Raw genomic sequence first — 18,130 nt, forward strand, 5'->3', positions numbered from 1 at the left:
ATGCCGGGGCCCATAGCCCTTACAATACCGGGTTTGTCGGGGTAAGTATTGCATGGCTGGGTTCAACTCTCCAGCCGCAGGATACCCCTTTCCAGCGCCACCGTGACTGCCGCCGTACGATCATCCACGCCCAGCTTGCCAAACGTGTGCAGCAGGTGGGTCTTGACGGTCGCCTCGCTGATTTTGAGCTTGCGGGCAATTTCTTTGTTGGAAAAGCCCTTGGCCACCAGCGAGAGCACCTCGAGCTCGCGCACGGAAAGGTTTTCTTCGGCGGGGCCGCGCATCCGACCCAGCAGCCGGGCCGCGATGGGCGGAGAAAGCACCGCTTCGCCCCGGGCACAAAGCCGCACGGCCCGGAAGAGTTCCTCGCGGGGTACATCCTTGAGCAAATAGCCCGTAGCCCCAGCCTCGACCGCCCGAACAATCTCGGAATCAGTGTCATAGGTGGTGAGTACCAGAACCTGCGCTTTGGGAAAATGAGCCCGGATCTGCCGGATGGCGCTTACCCCATCCATCTGAGGCATCCGCAAATCCATCAGTACCACATCTGTCTCCTGCTTCTCCAACAAGTTCAGAGCCTCGAGGCCGTTGGAGGCTTCACCCACCACTTCAAAATCGGGCTGGGAGGAAAGCAACCCCGAAAGGCCCGCCCGTACCACGGGGTGATCGTCTACCAGTAGAATTCGAATGATTGCCGAGCCTGTCATAAAGTCTCCACCCTTGCGGGCTCTGCCCGGTACAGGGGCAGGCTAAAGGCCAGGGTGGTGCCCTGTCCGGCCTCGCTTTCCACCATCATTTGTCCTCCCAGCGCTTCGACCCGTTCGCGCATGGAGCGCAGGCCAAAGCTACCCGAGCTGGGCGGTTGCAGGCCCACCCCATCGTCTTGCACATCCATCAGCACCATGTCGTTGAGATAGGAAAGGGTGAGGGTGGCCTGGCGGGCCCTGGAATGCTTGCGGATGTTGGCCAGGGCCTCCTGGGCGATGCGCAGCAGACCGACCTCGAGCTCGGGGTGCAGCGGGCGGGGTTCGCCGGTCAGGGTGAACTGGGCCTTGATCCCACTCTCCTCCTGCCAGCGCTGGATCAGGCGCCCCAGGGCCTCGGGCAGCGAGGTGTTCTCCAGGATTTCCGGGCGCATGGCCCAGACCATGCGGCGGGCCTCCGACAGGCCTTCGCGGGCAGCGGCGCGGGCTTGCTCCAGATAGCGCCCGGCGGAAGTCTCGTTTTGGGCTGCCATCTCGGCCGCCTCGAGCTGCACCACGATGCTGGCAAAGCCCTGGGCCAGGGTGTCGTGAATCTCGCGGGCCAGGCGTTGGCGCTCCTCCAGCACCCCGGCCTGGCGCGAGGTCTGCTCGAGCTCCCGGCGGGTACGCTCGAGCTCCTCCCGGGCCCGGGTCTCGCGTACCAGCAGCTCGAGGGTAAAGAGCGCATAGCCCGAATACAAAAAAGCAATAAAGATGAAAAAGGCCAGGCTCAGGTTGGGGTACTCGGCAGGGGTGGGCAAAGCACTCCAGGCGGTATTGCCCTGGGGCCCCTGGCTCAGCAAAATCTCGAAGGTGATTTGTAGCGGCTCTCGCTGGGCCCACCACACCGACAACCCCCCCAGCCCTGCCACCACCAGTAACACCACCCACAGCGGCAGCCAGTACCGGGCCACCACCGGTATTAGCCCCAGGGCCAGAAAAGGCAGGTAGTTCTGGCTCAGCCAGGCCACCACCGCTACCCCAATCCCGATCAAGACCCCGAACTCCCAGGCCCGACGTTGCCCCGGGCGCACCGCCCACAGCACCACCAGGAATAGCGCCAGAGCTGCCCCCAGACGCCAGGCGGTCTGGGCGGGGTCTTGCCAGGGCAGTACCAGCGGCACCTCGAGCGGGCGGGCCGGAACCAGCAAGGTAAAACCCAGTACCGTAGCCAGGTTAAGTGCTGTGAGCAGCACCACCACCTGCGCCACCGGGCGGCCCGCAAAAAAGCGCTTGAAGGGCCAAATCATCCAAAAAATTGTAGCTCACCTGCGCCTGCTTGTTTGCAAAACAACATTCATTCAGCCTGCTCTACGCAAAAGGCCGGGGTCATGCAAAAATGGGCCTGTCTTCAGAACCCGTTACCCGGAGGTTGCATGCAGAAAATCACCCTTCCTCATCGCTATCTGGCCAGTGGATCGCGCTTCCGCGAAGCCGCCATCGAGACCGGCTGGCTGTGCTTCCAGAACGGCGCGGTCACGGTTCGCATTTACCTGCCGCTGGTAACCCGGCTCGAGCTCTCCTACCAGATGCGCGACTGGCTGATGGCTTTGGCCTTTGTGGGCTTCTTTGTGGGGCTGGCCAGCCTGGGGCTGCGCTGGCTGGGCTGGCTCAACCTCCCCCAGCTCCTGAAAATCAATCCGGCTCTGCTGGAATATGGCGCCTTCGCACTGGCCCTGATTGCCTTCATCTCATATTTGCTGTTCCCGATTCGAGTGCTGTACCTCTACGACGGCAACGCCGCCCCACTTCTGGTGACCGGCGGCAAAAAGGCCATTGAAGACATGGAATACGCCATCTGGGCCTTCCTCGAGGCCCTGCACAAGAAGCAGCCTTGAATTGTGGACGGTGAAAAAGCCCGGCCACAACCGGGCCCCTTCTACGGCGGCTGGATCACCCGAGGCATTGTGGGGCCTTTCAAGGGTGGGCCGGTAAGCAAAGGTTGATAGACCACTCCACCCAAGTTTATTACAGGCCAGATAACACTGTTCCGGGACGCAAAAGGTTAAATAGTTTACAAAAGTTATCATCTTTGATAACCTAACCCTCATTGGTAGTGGGGAGACTCGAGACCAACCCCGCCAACAGGGAGCACAGATGTCGCTATCGCGCAAACTTTCGCAACCCAACGTTACTGCCTCGGCATCACCACAACCAACCACCCGGCCCCAGTACGGCTTGCTTGTACTGGGGTTGTTGGGAACGGGGTATTTGTATATGCAGCTTTCCGCAACCCAGGGCCTGTTGCTATTGCTGGGGGTGGGGCTGGGTTTTAGTCTGTTTCACGCAAAGTTTGGCTTTAGCTCGGCCTTCCGTCAGCTTCTAACCGTGGGGCAGGGGCGGGCCCTGCAAGCCCATATGCTCCTGTTGGCGGTTACCGCAACCCTGTTTGCCCTTCTCTTTGCCCTGGGCCAGGGCCTAGGCGGGCAGCCGCTGGCCGGCTACCTGGCTCCCATTGGGCCTGGGCTGCTGCTGGGTGCCTTTGTTTTTGGTATTGGGATGCAACTGGCCGGGGGTTGTGCCTCGGGCACCCTGTACGCTACCGGCGGGGGTAGTTTGATTGGCCTGGTGGCGCTCTGCAGTTTTGTGGCGGGTTCGGTGCTGGGCGCCTGGAACCTGGAGTTCTGGACGATGGGCCCTGGAGCGGCGGGAACCCTGCCCCCCATCTCGCTGGCCGAGCGCCTGGGGCTTTGGGGGGCGCTGGCGGTAACGCTCGCATGCGTGGGAGGAATAGCCTTGCTGGCCGAATGGGTCATCCGCAAGCGGCAGCCCCCGCCCCCTTTTCAGCCACAAGGGCCAAAGGGGTGGGTTCGCATACTGCGCGGCACCTGGCCTTTGTGGGTAGCTGCTCTGGTGCTGGCCGTGCTCAATGCGGCAGTACTCTATGTGAGCGGGCGGCCCTGGGGGGTTACCTACAGCCTGGCCCTGTGGGGTTCGCAGGCGGTGGAAGCCCTGGGCCTGGCCCAGCCTGCGTTCTGGGGGTTCTGGAACGGTCAGTCGCCCCTCGAGCTTTCCCCCCTGGGCCACCCCACCAGCCTCACCAACCTGGGCATCCTGCTGGGGGCGCTGCTGAGCGCTTCGGCAGCCGGGGTGTTCGGGAAAAATCCTCGCCTGGGCTGGAAGACCCTTCTGGCCGCGGTGTTGGGCGGGCTGCTGATGGGTTATGGGGCCCGGCTGGCCTATGGCTGCAACATCGGTGCGTACATCGGCGGGGTGGCTTCCTTCAGCCTGCACGGCTGGGTCTGGCTGGGGATGGCCTTGCTGGGCACCGGCGTCGGTCTGCTGCTGCGCCCGTTGTTCGGGCTGGCCAACCCCAAGCCCACCGACTCGGTCTGCTGACCGCACCTGACCCCAACTGCGGTTCGCTCGAGGCCGCAGGCGGGAGCCCTGGCGAAAGGGGCGGGTACCCACCTCACTTAATACCCAACTGTGGCTCCCTCGAGGCCGCAGGCGCAAGCCTTGGCATGGTCTCGGGCAATGTACCCTACTTCACCCCCAACTGCGGTTCGCTCGAGGCGAACCCCACGCTGCCACTGCTGGCGTTCCACACCAGGCTCCAGTTGCGGTTGCCGCCGGGTGCCACAAGCCCCGCATCCATGATGCCGCCCTCGTCGGTCAGGCGCACAAAGCCGCCGGGAACAAACACCGCCAGCCGGAAGTCGAGCTGGGAAAAGACCAGGGGCGAGAGGCTGTCGCGCAGAATCTGGAAGCGGTCCATCCAGGCGGGGTTGGCAAAGTTGAACTCGGTGCGCTCACAACTGAGGAAGAGCCGCCAGCCCCGCGCAGGGGTCGCGGGCGCCGGGCTGGGGGTGCAGGCCGGGGGAACCTGGGGGGTGGCCAGCGGGCCCATGATGGGTGCGCTTTCGTTGCCGCAGTTCTCGCTGCCCCGAGCGGACTCGAGGCCGACCAAGTAGGTTGAAGCGTAATCGTAGACCTTCTGGGCAGCTAGGTAGTACAGGAGCCGCAGGCGCAGCGTGGCAACGGTGCGGTAGGTGGGCTCGGAGAAACGGGTGCTGAGGGTGGCAGCGCTCTGCCAGGCCTGGGTGTACAGGCTACGCAGGGCACGGTCGGCGGCCTGGAAGGCGGGCAGGGCGGCTTCGCGCCAGGCGGCGGCGCTGGCACAGCCTGGGCTGGAGCTGAAGCGGGCGTTGAGCTCGGAAACCGTGCGGCTCAGGGTGGCCTCGGCGGCCTCGTAGGCCTGCCCTTCCCGTGGAGCATAGTCGTTGCGGTTGTTCAGTCGGGCGGCAGAACCCACAGCATCGGACAAAAAGGTGATGAACCGGCCCTTCACCACCCCCACCCGCCGCTCGGCGCGGATCTCCACACTGCGACGGGCCTCGGCTGCACCGGCAGATGTAAACGCCTCGAGGGTGGGCCGCTTGGCCTCGATCTCCTGGCGCAGGGCCTCGAGTGCCTCCCTTGCCCCGGCGGTCTGGCCGGGGGCCACAAAGTTCAGGCTGGGTAGGGTGGGTACGCCGGTAACGGGCACAAACAGCTCGCTCAAGGGGCGCACCTGGGTGTTCTCGGCCCCGCTCAGGTTGTGCCGCCACCAGGCCCGTTTGGCCCAGACGCTGGCTTCGGCGCACTTGTTCTGGGCCCCCAGGGCGTAGGCCAGGTTCAGGCGGGCCTCTTGCAGGTTGGGGTCGGCCTGGGCGGCGGCCCGGAGCGCAGCCTCGGCCTCGGGCAGTCGGCGCAGACGCAGCAGGGCGTGGCCCTTATTGTTTTGCAGCAAAGGGCGCAGAGCCGCCGGGGGGTTCAGCCCTTCGGCAGCAGTCGAGAGGGCCAGGGCCTCGGCAAAGAGGCCGTAGTAGTTGGCGATTCCGGCCAGGTTGACCAGGTGCGCGGGGTTGCGCGGCTCGAGCTGCTGGGCCCGCAACAACAGCCCCAGGGCCAGCTGGGGCTTGCCGATCACGGCTGCCAAAGCAGCATTGCGGCTGGCGGTAGCAGCTTCCTTGTACTCGGGCTGGGTCTCCATCAGGCGCAGGCTGCCCGGCCCCGCCGCTGCGTTCAGGGCGCGGCGCAGGTTGGCCAGGGCGCCGGCCTGGTTGGGAATGGCCGGGGCGCTGGGGCGCTGCGGAGCCACCCGCTGGAGCTGCTGTCGCTGGGCTTTGAGGGCCCGGAGCTGCTGCTCGATCATGGCCCGACTGGGATCGCCTGCCTCGAGGTCTTTGAGTTCCTGCTCGAGTTCGGCAATGCTCTCGTCCAACCCCGCCAGCAGGTTCTGCCCCAAAGCCGCCTGTCCCCCCTGGGTCTGTAGATCCCGGTCTGGGTTGGTGAGACCCGAAAAGTTGGTGCCCAGGCTCTCGGGCTTGGGGCACTGGGCTTCAGCCCACTGCATCTGCAGGTCGCTCAGGGCAGCCATGCGGGGAGGCTGGGCCAGGGCCAGCGGGGTCAGCATTACCAGGACGGTCACGACAACCTTCATTGGGAATCCCTCCTCAACTGTAGCACCCGGCTCCAGCATCAGCGAGAGGTACGCGGAACGGCGTTGAGCGTCCAGGTGCTGGTGTAGGTGGTGCCTGGTATCTCGTAGCTCCCGCTAATCAATCGGTTTTCATTGGAGAGGGTCAGCGTCCCATCAAATCCGAACAGGATTTGGAATAGATTTCTTTGGGTAACTGGTCTATCACCACAGTTAATCGAGTACGTTGCATCCAGGAAGAACCCAGCGGAATATTGAGCCGGCTCATGCCCATAGTCTACTATCAGGACGTTGCGATCGGGGTTTGAGTCCGCCTCCACGCTTACGACACTCACACTGCAGCCATTACCCGAGTTAAGCGTAAGGCGCAAGTTGCGCCCTGTAGCGGCATAGGTCACCACGTCGCCTTGGATGTCCTCCACGATATAGGTGATCTCCGCCGAACCTGACCAACCGTTCACAATAGCCTGGGGCTGACTGGCGCTGGCTGCCCCTTCCCAGTTGGGGATACCACAGCGTTTGACCCGATCCTCAGCCTGGCTTATCCAGGATGCCCCCAGGTTTTGCACCAGGGCCGGGTAGAGCTTGGCCCAGTACAATAGCTCGCGCATCTCCTTGCGAACCTTACGGTCTCCCCTTTCGCACTGCTCGTAGAGCTCGTCGAAGCGAATGCGGATACGGTTCGCCTGGCGGCGGCTGTGGGCCTTGATCTGGGAGTCAAACTCGGCCTCGAGGCCATACTTGCGCAGGAAAGCCAACCACTGGCGGAACTCACGAAATACCGCCAGGGTGTCACGGGAAGGGCGGTTGAGTTCTTTGAGTTCCAGACTTTTGGCCTTACCCTCTGCTAACTGGCGCGGTGTGAGCAGTGGGGCCAGATCATCCTCCTCGGCGGCGGCCCGCTGCTGGGACTGATTGAAGGGGTCGGTAGGGGGGTTGTCCTGGGTCTGTTTCTTCACGTCCTGCGGGGTTCCAGCGCCCACACCATGGGTGCCCCCTTTGATCGGTTTGATGGGGGCCAGCTCGTCCTCATCCTGTAGCTTTCGCGGCACAGCCAGGGGTTCCGCCGCACCAAAGGGAACCAGGTGGAACTCCTGTCCATTGTTGGCGCTGGCAAAGGCCACTGGGCGTGTACCCGCAGGCCAGGTTGGAGCCGAGGTCAGGGTAAGACGGGCCTCGCCGTAGAGCTCCAGGTTCTCCGGCTCAATCCGCACCGCACCCAGCAGCCCACCACTCAGCGGAAGCCCCCCAACCTGATTGATAGGGGTCAGGGTGATCTCGGTGTCGCGCAGGAGGGCGTTGGGTGGAATGGTAAGGGTATAGGAGACCCCATTCGCACCCGTTACACTCAGGCTTCCCCCGGAGGTGCCTACCGTCGCTGTGGCGCTGCGGGCGGTATCCGGCGTCAGGCTCACCGTGAGGGGGTTGGGCCTGACTGCAGGCACCAAAACGGTCGTCTCGCTAACCCCGTTCACACCGGTAAGTCGGTAGGCGTAGCTCGTATCGTCGAAGACCGGGAAGTCTTCAAAACTGGTCTTGCCGGTAACCTCCGCCAGGGGTTCGAACGCCCCATCTTCCATTTTGCGCTCGAGCAACAGCGGCCCGCTCTGAGCGTTCCAGGTGAGGGCAACCGTATGGCTCTTTACTGCTGTCGCCCGGAGATTGGCCGGGTTGGTCGGCAGGTTGCCCTCACCCGGACAACCCGACAGCAAAAAGGACAGAAAGCCCAGCAGAACGATCCAATAGCGCATACTTTAGCTCCTTTACGGCCTTACCGCCGCTGGTAGGTGTACCAGGGGTTGGCCTCGTAGCAGACGGCAAAACCCCAGAAGTGCGTGGGGTACTGACAGCCCAGCATGAAGCTCTCTCCCCCCTGGGGCAGGGTGTAGCTCCAGCGGTGATAGCGGGTGAGGGGCTGCAAGGTATAGGTCTGTACCCCGTTCTCTGCCTCACACTCGCGGATCCGCACAATCAGCCGGGCCTCGCTAGGGGTCATTCGCACATCCCCCTGGTAGGTGTCGCTGCCACGCTGGTCGGTGACTTTGAACAGGGCCTGGCCCTTCTCGTAGTAGATCAGGTCTTTCTTGCAGACGCCCTCGAGGTTTACCCGCACATAAGCCATGCCCAGCTCGTAGCCCTCCGGCGAAAAGCGCACAAAGCGGTTCTCCCCGCAGCAGTCGGGAAACCGGTAGGCCCCGGTCTGGGGGTTGTAGAAGTTGGTCTCGTAGCGGCCCCACAGCCCCAGGATTTCGTCGTAAGGGCCTTGCTGGCCCAGCTCGAAGCCGGGGGGCTGGGGCGGTTGGGGCAGGTTGGCAGGCGGGGTACGGTTCAGCAGCTTGAAACGAAGGGGATACGGCCCGCCGGAGAGTTCCATCAGCAGGCTGGTATCCAGAAAGGTGGAGTATTCGCTCACCGCAGCCTCGAACACCACCGGGTCGAGCCGCTGGTTGAAGCTGCCCGACTGGGCGCAGTTCCGCACGTCCAGCCGGCGCTCGCGAGGCCGCAGGGTGAGCCGGTTATTGCCCCACTCGGCCTGCCCCACCATCTGGTCGAAGAAGCTCACCAGGCTACAGTTGGACGCAACCCCCTGGGAGTAATGGGCAAAGTAGAACTCGCCGTTGGGCTTCACCTTGAGCTGGGCCGAGTAGCCTCCGGTCATGGTGAACTCGAAGCCGGTGAGGGGGTTGCGGAAATCCCCGCTGCTGGCCAGGGTATCCTGCCAGATTCCCGAGAGCTCGGCGGGGAAACTGCCGCTGGGATTGGTGGGGTTGGTTGGATTGGAGGGGTTGGTGGGGTTGCCCCCTCCACCATCCCCACAAGCAGCCAACAGCAGCAAGAAGCCTGTCGCAAGAAGAATCTTATGCATCCGTACCTCCTTTAAGAAGCATGACCGGCTACTGCGGCGCTTCTACCCCGGCCTCCTCCATCTCCTGTTGCAAAAAAGCCGTCAGGGCGCTGGGCTCGGCGAAGTAATGGCGCTCCTCGCCCTGGCTGACCGAGGCCCGCCAGACCTCCCCTTCGGGGGTGGGCTCGTACCAGATGCGAACCACATAGACTTGGGTGCTGTTGGGAGCCACGGTTTCCGCCTTTAGCGCAGCTCGAGGCCGGTCGGGGTGAACTTCAGCCGGTCGGGGCGCACCCCCAGGGCGCTCTCGAGGGCCACCGCTGCGATCTCGCGGTAGGTCTCCAGGAGCTTCGGGTCGTTTTCCTGCACCGCCACCGTATAGCCCAATAGCGGCAGGGTAGCCATCAGCACAAAAGCCTCGTACATGCGCTGGCGCTCGCTGTCGGAAAGCCGCCGGAAGGCCTCGGAGGCCCCAAAGGCCGTGTCGGTGTTGGCCTGGAGGTTCAGGAGGGCCGCCTCGGTGGGTTCCTCGCCGTAGTGCACCAGGTAGCAGACCCCCACCAGGTACGCAAAGGCCATGGCCACGTTGTTGGGGCGGCCCAGCCGCCGAGCCTCGGCCTCGAAGCCCTTGAAGCCGTCGGTGAAGGCCGCGGTTAGTTCCTGCACCTCGGCGGGCTTGTTGCTCAGGCTGCGGACAAACGTGTTCAGGAGCAGCCGCTGCGCTCCGGGCTTGAAGGTGGTCTGGGGCCGGGTCTGGGCCTGGGTGCGGGCGGCGGCCTGGGCGCTGGGGTTGTTGCGGTTAGTGCTATTGATCTGGTTTAGCACAGACTGGGCTCGCTGGACCGCCGCGGCGTTCATCTGAACGGTGACGTAGGCCATGGCCTGGGAATAGCTCATGCTGCTGGGTGCGCCAAAGGTGGTGCCTGGTGCGACCCACTGGGCCAGGGCAGGGCTTTGGATCAGGGCTGCCAGGGTGGCGAGGAAGGCAAGTGCTTTGTGGGCTAGACTCATGGAATCTCCTTTCAGGAGGGTGGGTGTCGGCCCTGAGGAGGCAGCCCGGAGCCGACACCCCGAGGCTTTATTTCTGCACCGTGATGGTGGCGCCAGTAATGGGCAGGCCACTTGGTGTAGCGGTCGTACCAACAGCGGTCAGGTTGATCTGGTAAGTCTTGGGAGCAGCTGGCAAAGTGGGGCTGTTTCCACACTGGCCAGCGGTGAGCAGCAGGATCAGGCTCAGACCCAGCAGTCGGCCACTGGTCGAGCGCAGCCGCCAGGCCCCCAGCAGCACCATGGGAGCCAGGGCCAGCAGCAACCCTGCGGGCAGTGGCAGGCTCGAGGCTTTCAGCACCGCAGGCCGACTCGCCAGGGTGGTGTTGAAATCCACCGTCACCAGAAACTGCGCGGGTTGGTTCAGGCTTAGGCCGGAGCCGCTACCGCCTGTGAGGCTGAAGCTGAGCGTACCGTTGTCGACGTTGAAACGCTGGGCGGGCGGGGCGGTCTCGCCGGAGTCTACCTGCCCATTGCCGTTGGTATCGAGATAGACCCGAACGGCGGTGATATCCAATGCGTCGTTGCCACTTCCAGAAGCCTGAAGGGTGAAGGAAGTGATAGTTGGGCTACCACTGGGGGTGAGGGTGAAGGCCAGTGCGGGCACCCCCGTATCGCCCTTGAGGCGGGTGGCATCGGCGGGGGCGTTGACGGGCTTGGCTACGGTAAGGGTAGCTGGGGCGGCGTTGGGGTTGGTAAAGGTCGCTGTAACGGTCTTGGCTGCGTCCATGGTGACCGAGCAGGTACCGGTGCCGTTACAGGCTCCACTCCAACCGGTGAAGGTGGAGCCGCTATCGGGTGTAGCGGTGAGCGTTACCGTGGAGCCCTGTGCGAAGTTAGCCGCGCAGTTGGCTCCGCAGCTAATACCCGCCGGGTTGCTGCTAACACTACCCGTGCCACTGCCCGCCTTGCTCACCGTAAGGGTCTGGGTGGGGCTTTGATTGAACGTCGCCGTGACGGTTCGGGCCGCACTCATGGTCACGGTGCAGCCCCCGGTGCCCGAGCAGGCTCCACTCCAGCCGGCAAACACCGAGCCTGCGCTTGCGTTGGGGGTCAGGGTGACGCTGGCCCCATCGGCAAAGACGTAGTTGCAGGTTGCGCCGCAGTTGATACCGGCGGGGTTGCTGGTTACGCTACCCGAACCCGCGCCGCTCTTATTCAGGGTGAGGCTGCGGCCAAGCTTGTACTCCACAGTGAAGGTCGGGTTGCCACCACCCGGCACCACGAAGGACTGGGTGGCAGGGCTGGCCACATAGGTACTGCCCCCAAAGCTCACGTTGGGCGGGGTGGTGAAGTACTGGCCGGCATCGGCGCTCGAGACGCTCTGTCCGGTGCCGGTCAGAATCTCGAAGGTGCGATTGTAGTTGTTGGGGCCGGTGACGGGAACGCTGGCCGTGGAGCCGTTGGGCAGGCCGTTAGTGGTGATGCTGAAGGAGCCGGTGGTCAGCGGGGGCAGCACCGCAAAGTTGGCCGTAACGGTGCGGGCTTGATCCATGGTTACGCTACAGGTGGGGCTGCCCACCGGGCCAGTACAGCCGGACCAACCGGTAAAGCTCGAGCCAGGGTCGGGGGTGGCGGTGAGCGTGACCACCGTACCACTGGTGAAGTTTTGGGTACAGGTCGCCCCGCAGTTCAGACCCTGCGGGTTGCTGCTTACGCTGCCCGCGCCCGTGCCGCCCTTGTTGAGCGTTAGCGCAAAGGTACTCGAAGGATTCCCTCCGCTGGAAGTGGTGTTGATCTGGGCAATTTGCTCAGGCCCAACGTACTCTACTCCACCGCTATCGCGAAACCGCACTCGCCAGTAGAGGGTGTAGTTCTGACCAGGATTGATGGTGATGCTCCAGGTAGCTCGGCTGATGGTGTTGGTACTGGGAACGTTGACTGTTACCGGGCCGCTCGAATTCGAAAGTACAGAGTAGGGGTCGCTTTGGGACAAGCGAAAATCCATGAAACCAGTACCAGCCCGCCCATAGTGATGGATGAAACCGCTAAAGTCGAAGGTGTTACCCGAGCGGGTCGAACTCGGCGCATCGTAGTTAACCAGTGCCCGATATCCCGCCACCACAAACTGCTCGGTGACCACGGTACCGTTGGAACTGCTGGTCAAGACGCGCAAACGGCGTTGAGGGGGCTCAGCCAGGCCGGTGAGGGCACGGTTAAACCGCACCGGCACATTAATCTCAAAACTCCACCCCGCAGGTACCACGGCAAAACCAAACTGCAAACCCCCATTCGGCCCGGTAGCTGGGGTTGGGGAGCAGGCGCCGGTGTTGCCGGGTAACGGAACGTTTTCGCTGTAGCCATCCCTCAAGCGCCGAAGAATGCAGCGCACCGGGGTTTGCGTACTCACCGCCAGTTCGGCCCCTTCAGGCAGGAAGAACTCGAACCCCAGCGCGTCCGCCCCTGAGCAAGGGTTGCCCACCACGGCAGCCACCCCCTGCACATAGGTCACATCGCCGGTCTGGGGAAACAGCGGGGTGGCACTGCCCCAGTAGGCCGCGTAGGCGGTGACGGCAGTCTCCGGAATAAAGACCACGCAGGCCACACCTGGTATGAACCCAAACCTGCCCGAGAGCCAGGTCTGCTGGGCCAGGGCAGCCTGACCCCAGAAGATCAACATCGTTGCTGTAAGGGCCAGGAATGCCGGTATTTTTTTCATAAACCTTCTCCTCCATTCACCTCGTTGTGCACACGATAGAAAAAGCAGCATGACTGGAGGATGACTGAACCAAAAACAGACCCACGCAGGGGTCTGTCCGGGGGGTGAAGCTGCTCAGGGCCTGGAAGGCCAGCAGCCCTGCGGGTTGCGCTCGAGCCACAGCAAGGCCAGGCCGGGAACGTGCAGGCGGACGCCCTCGAGCAGCACCAGCACCCAGCCCAGCGTTTGCTCCCCTGTGCCAGCCCCTTGCGGTAGCATCCTGTTTATCCTCCAAAGGCCGCCGTGTTGAGGATGCCTGGCTTCATTGGGAAGCCAAACCAAAATCCAAACGGCTTGCTAGGGCGTTTTGTTCAGGGCGCTCTGAATATCCAGGAGCCCCGCCCCGCACTCGCCGCCCTGCACCCTGCGGCATCCTTTGGGGTTGGCGGTAGCCAGCAGGATGGCCTTGTAATCGGAGGGGGTCAGGCGGGGGTTTTTGTCCATCATGCGGGCCACCGTGCCCGCCACGAACGGGGCGGCAAAGCTGGTGCCGGTGTAATAGTCCGCACCGCCGCTGGGATCGAGGGCATAGACGGCCTCGCCGGGGGCTACCAGGTCGGTGTAGCCCTGGGCGGTGGCGAAGCTCGAGGTCTGCCCTGCGCTGTTCACCGAACCCACCGCAATCAGCCCCTCGATGGTGCGGCTATAGGCGGCGGGGTAGTTGGGCAGGTTGCGGCGGGCGCCGCTAAAGCCACGGGTGTTACCCGCCGAGGCCACCGTCACCACCCCGGACCGGCTCAGGTCGTAGAGGGCGAGCTCGAGCACCTTGGAGTTGAGCAGGGTGCCCAGGCTGGTGTTGATGACCCGTGCCCCCTGGCTGGCGGCGTAGCAGAGCCCACGGGCTACCGTTACGTCGCTCCCCTTGCCCCGCGCATCGTTGGTCTTGACCGGCAGCACCACCGCACCCTCGGCTACCCCCAGGGATGGCCTGGCTGCGATGAGGCCCGCAACACCTGTGCCGTGGCCCCGCTGGCCGTGTTGGGGGTGGACAAAGTCGTCCTCGGTGCTGCCGCTGCCGGTATAGTCGGCCCCACCCTGGAGGGAAAACGCGCCCACAGGGCTTACCCCGGTGTCCAGCACCCCCACCAGCGGGTTGGAGGAGAGCGGGCCACGCGCCGGGTTCACGGCCTGGTACGCCCAGTCGGGGGTGGCCCGCTGAACGGAGGCACTCCCCTGGTCGCCATAGAGCCCTACCTGGGGGTTGACCCCATACAGCGCGTTGCGGCCGGTTACCTGGGCGGCAGCGGCTTGCAGCCTTTGAATAGCAGTGAACACGTCCATGCCGCTGGGCACGCGGTACTGCACCAGGGTCTTGCCGCAGGCCAGGCTCGAGCCGCTCACACTATCCAGCCCATAGGCAGCGATCAGGCTCAGTCCCGCCAGGTTGGCAATACGCTCGAGGTTGGGCATGCACTCGGGGGTCTGGTTGCCGGGGCAGTCGAAAATCCCCACCACCTGGCTGGGGTCGTAGTCCAGTTCGGGCGAGAGCTGGTCAAACTCGGGCGCCGGCTTCCAATCCAGCAGCGGGGTGGCTAGGCTGTGCACCCTCTCGGGGAACGCAGGAAAGATGCGATTGCTGCAAGCTGCCAGTGCCAATAAGCTGACCAGTGCAAGGATGATTCGGTTCATAAGCTTCTCCCTTTCATCGAACACCAGACATTGGTAGCAAACCCGGCATGACTGGAGGATGACTGGGTACATTACGCCACCCCACATGCGTCGCGATGGTGGAAAGTACGATAAGAACAGAAGAGCTATTCGGTTGGGTCGGAATCCCTGAGCTTTTGCAGCAGGGCCAGGGCCTGCGCCAGTAGCTCGGGCCGCTCCAGCAGGCGGCTGGCATCCAGCAGCAGGCGGGCCTCCTCGTAGGGGTCGGCGGTTTCCCGGATGGCTATTAGAGCCGCCTCGAGGTAGCCCTCCAGCAGCAATTGCGCGGCGCGGGTGGTGGGGGCCGGGTGTAGTTCCAGCGCCTGCTCGGCCAGCCCAGGCTGGGCTTGCAGGCGGGCCAGCCGGGCCCAGGCCTCGGCCTCGCGAAGGGGGTAGCGGCCCGCCTGGGCGGCGCGGGTGGCCATCTGGTAGGGCTTTAGGGCCTGTTCGGGCCGGTGTTGCAGCACCTCGAGTTCACCCGCGTACCAGTGCAGGTCGGCCTCGTAGTAGGGGTTGTTGGTGTCGGCCAGGGCCTGTAGGGCACGGTTCAGGTTAAGCCGGGCGCTATCGTACTCGCCCAGGCGTAGCTGGGCTTCGACCAGGTTGCCCAAGGCCATGCCCTGCATCAGGGGGTTGAGCTGGGCCTCCGGGGTTGCCTGGGCGGTCTGGTAGGAAGCCTTGGCCTGCCGGTATTTGCCCTGGCCGAACTGCACCGCGCCCAGATTGTTGTGCAGGTAGAAGGTGGGCAGTCCGGCCTGGCTGGGCTGGGCCAGCTCGAGCGCCTGGCGGAAGTAGCCCTCGGCCCGCTCCAGTTGGCCCAGCCGCCAGCTCAGGTTGCCCATGTTGTTGAGCGTGCGTACCACGTTGCTCGCGTAGCCCAGTTTTTTCCACAGCACCAGGGCTTCCTCGAGCAAAGCCTGTGCGCCGGGCTGGTGGCGCTCAATCAGCACCGAGGCCAGGTTTTGCAGGGAACCGGCTACCCGGGCCTCATCTTGCAGGCTGCGGCGAATCTGTAGGGCCTGGCGGTGGTGGGCCTCAGCCTGGGCAAAGTCGCGCTGCATGCGGGCCGCCTCGCCCAGGTAGTTGAGGGCATCGGCCCGAGCCGCTAGAGCCTCCCTCGAGTCGAGGTCGCCCAGCACCTCGAGGGCCATCTGGGCTGCCCCCTGTGCGCCCCTGGCATCGCCAAAGCCCAACACCTGCAAGGCCGCCCGGCTGTTCCAGACACTGGCCTGGAGCACCGGCCCCACCTCGCTTAGCAGTTGCTCGGCCCGGTTCAGGGTAGCGGCGGCCTCGGGGTAGTGCAGGTGACGCTCTTCCATCCGGGCCTTCTGCACCAGGATCCGCACCTGGCTGGCCTCGTCCGGAGCTAGCTGCAAGGCCCGATCAAACCACTGCCGCCCGGTCTCCTGCTGTCCCCGCAGGAAGTGCAGGGTGGCGGCCTGGGTAAAGGCCTCGAGGGCTTTGTCCAGCGGCTGGTCGTGCAGGGCCCCGCCGGGGGCACTTAGGGCAGTCCAGTAGTGCTCGGCGGCGGGCTCGGGGGGCAGAAACTGGGCGGTGCGCCAGTGCAGCAGGGTGCGCACGGCCTGGGGAATGCCGTTCAGGGTAGCCTCGTAGATCAGGTCGTGGGCGAAGCGGTGGCCCGCGAGTACCTGGTTGGCCTCGAGCTCGGCCCACGGTTCGGTTAGCTGCATGGGCCCCACCTCCAGCACCTTTGCGGCCAGGCCAGGGCTGAAGTTGGCTCCCGCAATAGCGGCAGTACGGGCCAGGTTCAGTGCACCCGGCGAAAGGCGCCCCAGGCGGTGCTGGATCAGGGTCTGGGCTTTTTTGGAGCTGGGCAGACCCCTGGAATGGGGCTGGTGCAGCCCCCCGGACTCCCACAGGTTGCGCAGGGTTTCGAGCACCAGAAACGGGTTGCCTCCGGTGTGCTTGAACAGGGCCTCGGACAAGCCCGCCGGGGGAATTTCCAGGCTCTCCAGCAATTCCCCAATGGCGGCCTGATCCAGGGGCCCCACCTCGAGCAGTACCGCCTGGTTGTTCTCGAGCAATTCATTCAAAAAACCCTGTACCCCCGGAGGTAGCTCGCCAGTCCGGTAGGTGAGGATGCTCTGGGGGTGGCCCTGGGCAAACACAAACTGCCAGGCTTCCAGGCTGGCAGGGTCGAAGTATTGCAGGTCGTCGAGTGCCACTGGTCCCATGCCTTCGGCCATGCCCAGACGAATCAGCTCGGCCTTGGCCTGCAAGAAGCGCAGCCGGTCGGCCTCGGACTGGATGGGGCCGGGGGCTTGCCCCAGCTCGGGCACGATGCGGCTCAACTCGGTGCGCACCCAGTCGGGCAGTGGTAGCGCGGGCAGGTGTTCGAGCAGTTGCCGGTAAACACGGCTATGGCTGGCATAGGGTATCCCGTGGTCGCTGGGGCGGCCCTCGAGGGCCAGGTACGCACCCCGAGCACTCAGGAACTCCTGCATCAGGCGGCTCTTGCCCACCCCAGGCGGCCCGCTCAGGATCAGGTGCTGCCCCGCCAACCAGGCCCTTTCCATCTGCCGCAGCAGGGCTTCGCGCCCAACTGCGTGGGGTGGGCGCAGCAGGCCCAGAGGCATTTCATTGCGCTCGAGAACGCGGACTTCCAGGCGCTCCCCCTGATCAATCTGCCGGGCCAGGGCCTGGGTCTCGGGCAGGGGCTGGGTGCCCAGCTCCTTGCGTAGAATGTCCTTGCAGCGGTGGTAGGCTGCCAGCGCAGCCCCCCGGTCGCCCAGCAAGTACAGTAGCCGCATCACCCGGCGGTGGGCGGCCTCGGAGATGGGGTCAAGGTCTAGCAGGCTGCGGGCATGTTGCAGCGCCTCGCGGTACTCGCCGTTTTGCTCTGCTGCATCGGCCAGGGCCGCCAGCGATCGGCGGCGCAGGTCGTCCAGGTACTCGCGTCGGGTAATGAGCCAGTCCTCGAGCTCAGGGCAGTCGTCGTAGTCGAGGCCCTCCAGCAGTTGGCCCCGGCCCTGTACCACCTCGGCGTGCCGCCCGGCGAAGTGGGCCAGCTCCATCTCGGTTACATCGGTGGCAATACCCTGCAAGCTGAGGGTATCGCTTCCCGTTACCCACCCCTCACCGCCCACCTGACGCAGCCGCCTGAGCACCTGGGAGAGGTTGTTGCGGGCGGTGGACTCGGGCGAGTCGGGCCAGAGCAGCCCGGCCAGCCTCGAGCGGGGGGTGGATCCCTCCAGGGCCAGGTAGGCCAGCAGGGCAGCGGTCTTGCGCTCGAGGCGCAGCGGAGCTTGCCCTGGGCCTTGCAGCCGGGGGCTCTCCAGCAGAACCAGCCCCCAGGAGACTGCGCTGTCCCCCTGCGGTTGCATACCTTCATGCTAATAGACCCAGGCTTTCTCAGGTCAGGTTTTGCAACAATTCCAACCCCAAGCGCCGAAGGGAGCCCCTTGCGCCATTTCAAATACCGCAAAAAAAGATGGTTTACAAAACCAAAAGCGCTACAGGCCGTCTTTTTGAATCCCAGAGCACACCCCTCCCTGGCGGTCGGCGAAATAAGTGTCTCCCCTCCAAGGGGCGGTATCGCCCTCTGCTATGCGGATAAGTGCCTCCCGTCTATGTTTTGGATAATGGCATGATCGAAAATCATTCGGGTATTGCGCCCGGAGCCTGATTTTCTAACGCAGCCTGGATTCATCTCTAAACCTTATACGGGCGCAACTTAACTTCGGCCAGGTTGGTTCGTCACCGTTCGG

Annotated in this window: 13 protein-coding genes; 2 read left to right on the plus strand and 11 right to left on the minus strand. The window is 64.2% G+C overall.

Annotation, left to right across the window (positions count from 1 at the left end; genetic code table 11):
* Positions 1 to 62: 62 nt before the first annotated feature.
* Both J3L12_RS08030 and J3L12_RS08035 read right to left on the minus strand, forming a co-directional pair.
* Positions 63 to 707, minus strand: a complete 645-nt coding sequence (locus tag J3L12_RS08030) for a response regulator transcription factor (RefSeq protein WP_208014532.1) — start codon at positions 705 to 707, stop codon at positions 63 to 65.
* Positions 704 to 1,993: a sensor histidine kinase gene (locus tag J3L12_RS08035; RefSeq protein WP_208014533.1), complete on the minus strand. Its 1,290-nt coding sequence runs from the start codon at positions 1,991 to 1,993 to the stop codon at positions 704 to 706. Before J3L12_RS08035 ends, J3L12_RS08030 begins: the two co-directional genes overlap by 4 nt.
* Before the next feature lie 126 nt (positions 1,994 to 2,119).
* Between J3L12_RS08035 and J3L12_RS08040 the strand changes: the two genes are divergently transcribed.
* Together J3L12_RS08040 and J3L12_RS08045 are read left to right on the plus strand one after the other, a co-directional pair.
* Positions 2,120 to 2,581 (plus strand): hypothetical protein, encoded by a 462-nt coding sequence (locus tag J3L12_RS08040; protein WP_208014534.1) that lies wholly within the window; start codon positions 2,120 to 2,122, stop codon positions 2,579 to 2,581.
* Positions 2,582 to 2,960: 379 nt separating this feature from the next.
* Positions 2,961 to 4,082: a YeeE/YedE family protein gene (locus tag J3L12_RS08045; RefSeq protein ID WP_243455060.1), complete on the plus strand. Its 1,122-nt coding sequence runs from the start codon at positions 2,961 to 2,963 to the stop codon at positions 4,080 to 4,082.
* Positions 4,083 to 4,227: 145 nt separating this feature from the next.
* Here the strand turns inward: J3L12_RS08045 and J3L12_RS08050 are convergent, their stop codons facing one another.
* The 9 genes from J3L12_RS08050 to J3L12_RS08090 form a co-directional block, all read right to left on the minus strand.
* Positions 4,228 to 6,168, minus strand: coding sequence for a tetratricopeptide repeat protein (locus tag J3L12_RS08050; protein ID WP_208014536.1), 1,941 nt, complete (start codon positions 6,166 to 6,168; stop codon positions 4,228 to 4,230).
* Between the two features lie 38 nt (positions 6,169 to 6,206).
* The gene (locus J3L12_RS08055) at positions 6,207 to 7,916 is read right to left on the minus strand and encodes a DUF4402 domain-containing protein (protein WP_208014537.1); all 1,710 of its coding nucleotides are present in this window, start codon (positions 7,914 to 7,916) and stop codon (positions 6,207 to 6,209) included.
* 20 nt (positions 7,917 to 7,936) lie between these two features.
* Entirely contained in the window at positions 7,937 to 9,031 is a 1,095-nt protein-coding gene (locus tag J3L12_RS08060; protein ID WP_208014538.1) for a hypothetical protein, read from the minus strand.
* A gap of 28 nt (positions 9,032 to 9,059) precedes the next feature.
* Positions 9,060 to 9,242, minus strand: a complete 183-nt coding sequence (locus tag J3L12_RS08065; protein WP_208014539.1) for a hypothetical protein — start codon at positions 9,240 to 9,242, stop codon at positions 9,060 to 9,062.
* An 11-nt stretch (positions 9,243 to 9,253) separates the two neighbouring features.
* Positions 9,254 to 10,021, minus strand: a complete 768-nt coding sequence (locus tag J3L12_RS08070) for a DUF6683 family protein (RefSeq protein ID WP_208014540.1) — start codon at positions 10,019 to 10,021, stop codon at positions 9,254 to 9,256.
* A 67-nt stretch (positions 10,022 to 10,088) separates the two neighbouring features.
* Positions 10,089 to 12,716, minus strand: a complete 2,628-nt coding sequence (locus J3L12_RS08075) for a hypothetical protein (RefSeq protein ID WP_208014541.1) — start codon at positions 12,714 to 12,716, stop codon at positions 10,089 to 10,091.
* Positions 12,717 to 12,830: 114 nt separating this feature from the next.
* Positions 12,831 to 12,974, minus strand: coding sequence for a hypothetical protein (locus tag J3L12_RS08080; protein WP_208014542.1), 144 nt, complete (start codon positions 12,972 to 12,974; stop codon positions 12,831 to 12,833).
* Positions 12,975 to 13,052: 78 nt separating this feature from the next.
* Positions 13,053 to 14,384, minus strand: a complete 1,332-nt coding sequence (locus tag J3L12_RS08085) for a S8 family serine peptidase (protein ID WP_208014543.1) — start codon at positions 14,382 to 14,384, stop codon at positions 13,053 to 13,055.
* A 125-nt stretch (positions 14,385 to 14,509) separates the two neighbouring features.
* Positions 14,510 to 17,746: a tetratricopeptide repeat protein gene (locus J3L12_RS08090; RefSeq protein WP_208014544.1), complete on the minus strand. Its 3,237-nt coding sequence runs from the start codon at positions 17,744 to 17,746 to the stop codon at positions 14,510 to 14,512.
* Positions 17,747 to 18,130 lie beyond the last annotated feature (384 nt).

This window comes from Meiothermus sp. CFH 77666 (assembly GCF_017497985.1).
In the GTDB taxonomy this organism is placed as follows: domain Bacteria; phylum Deinococcota; class Deinococci; order Deinococcales; family Thermaceae; genus Meiothermus.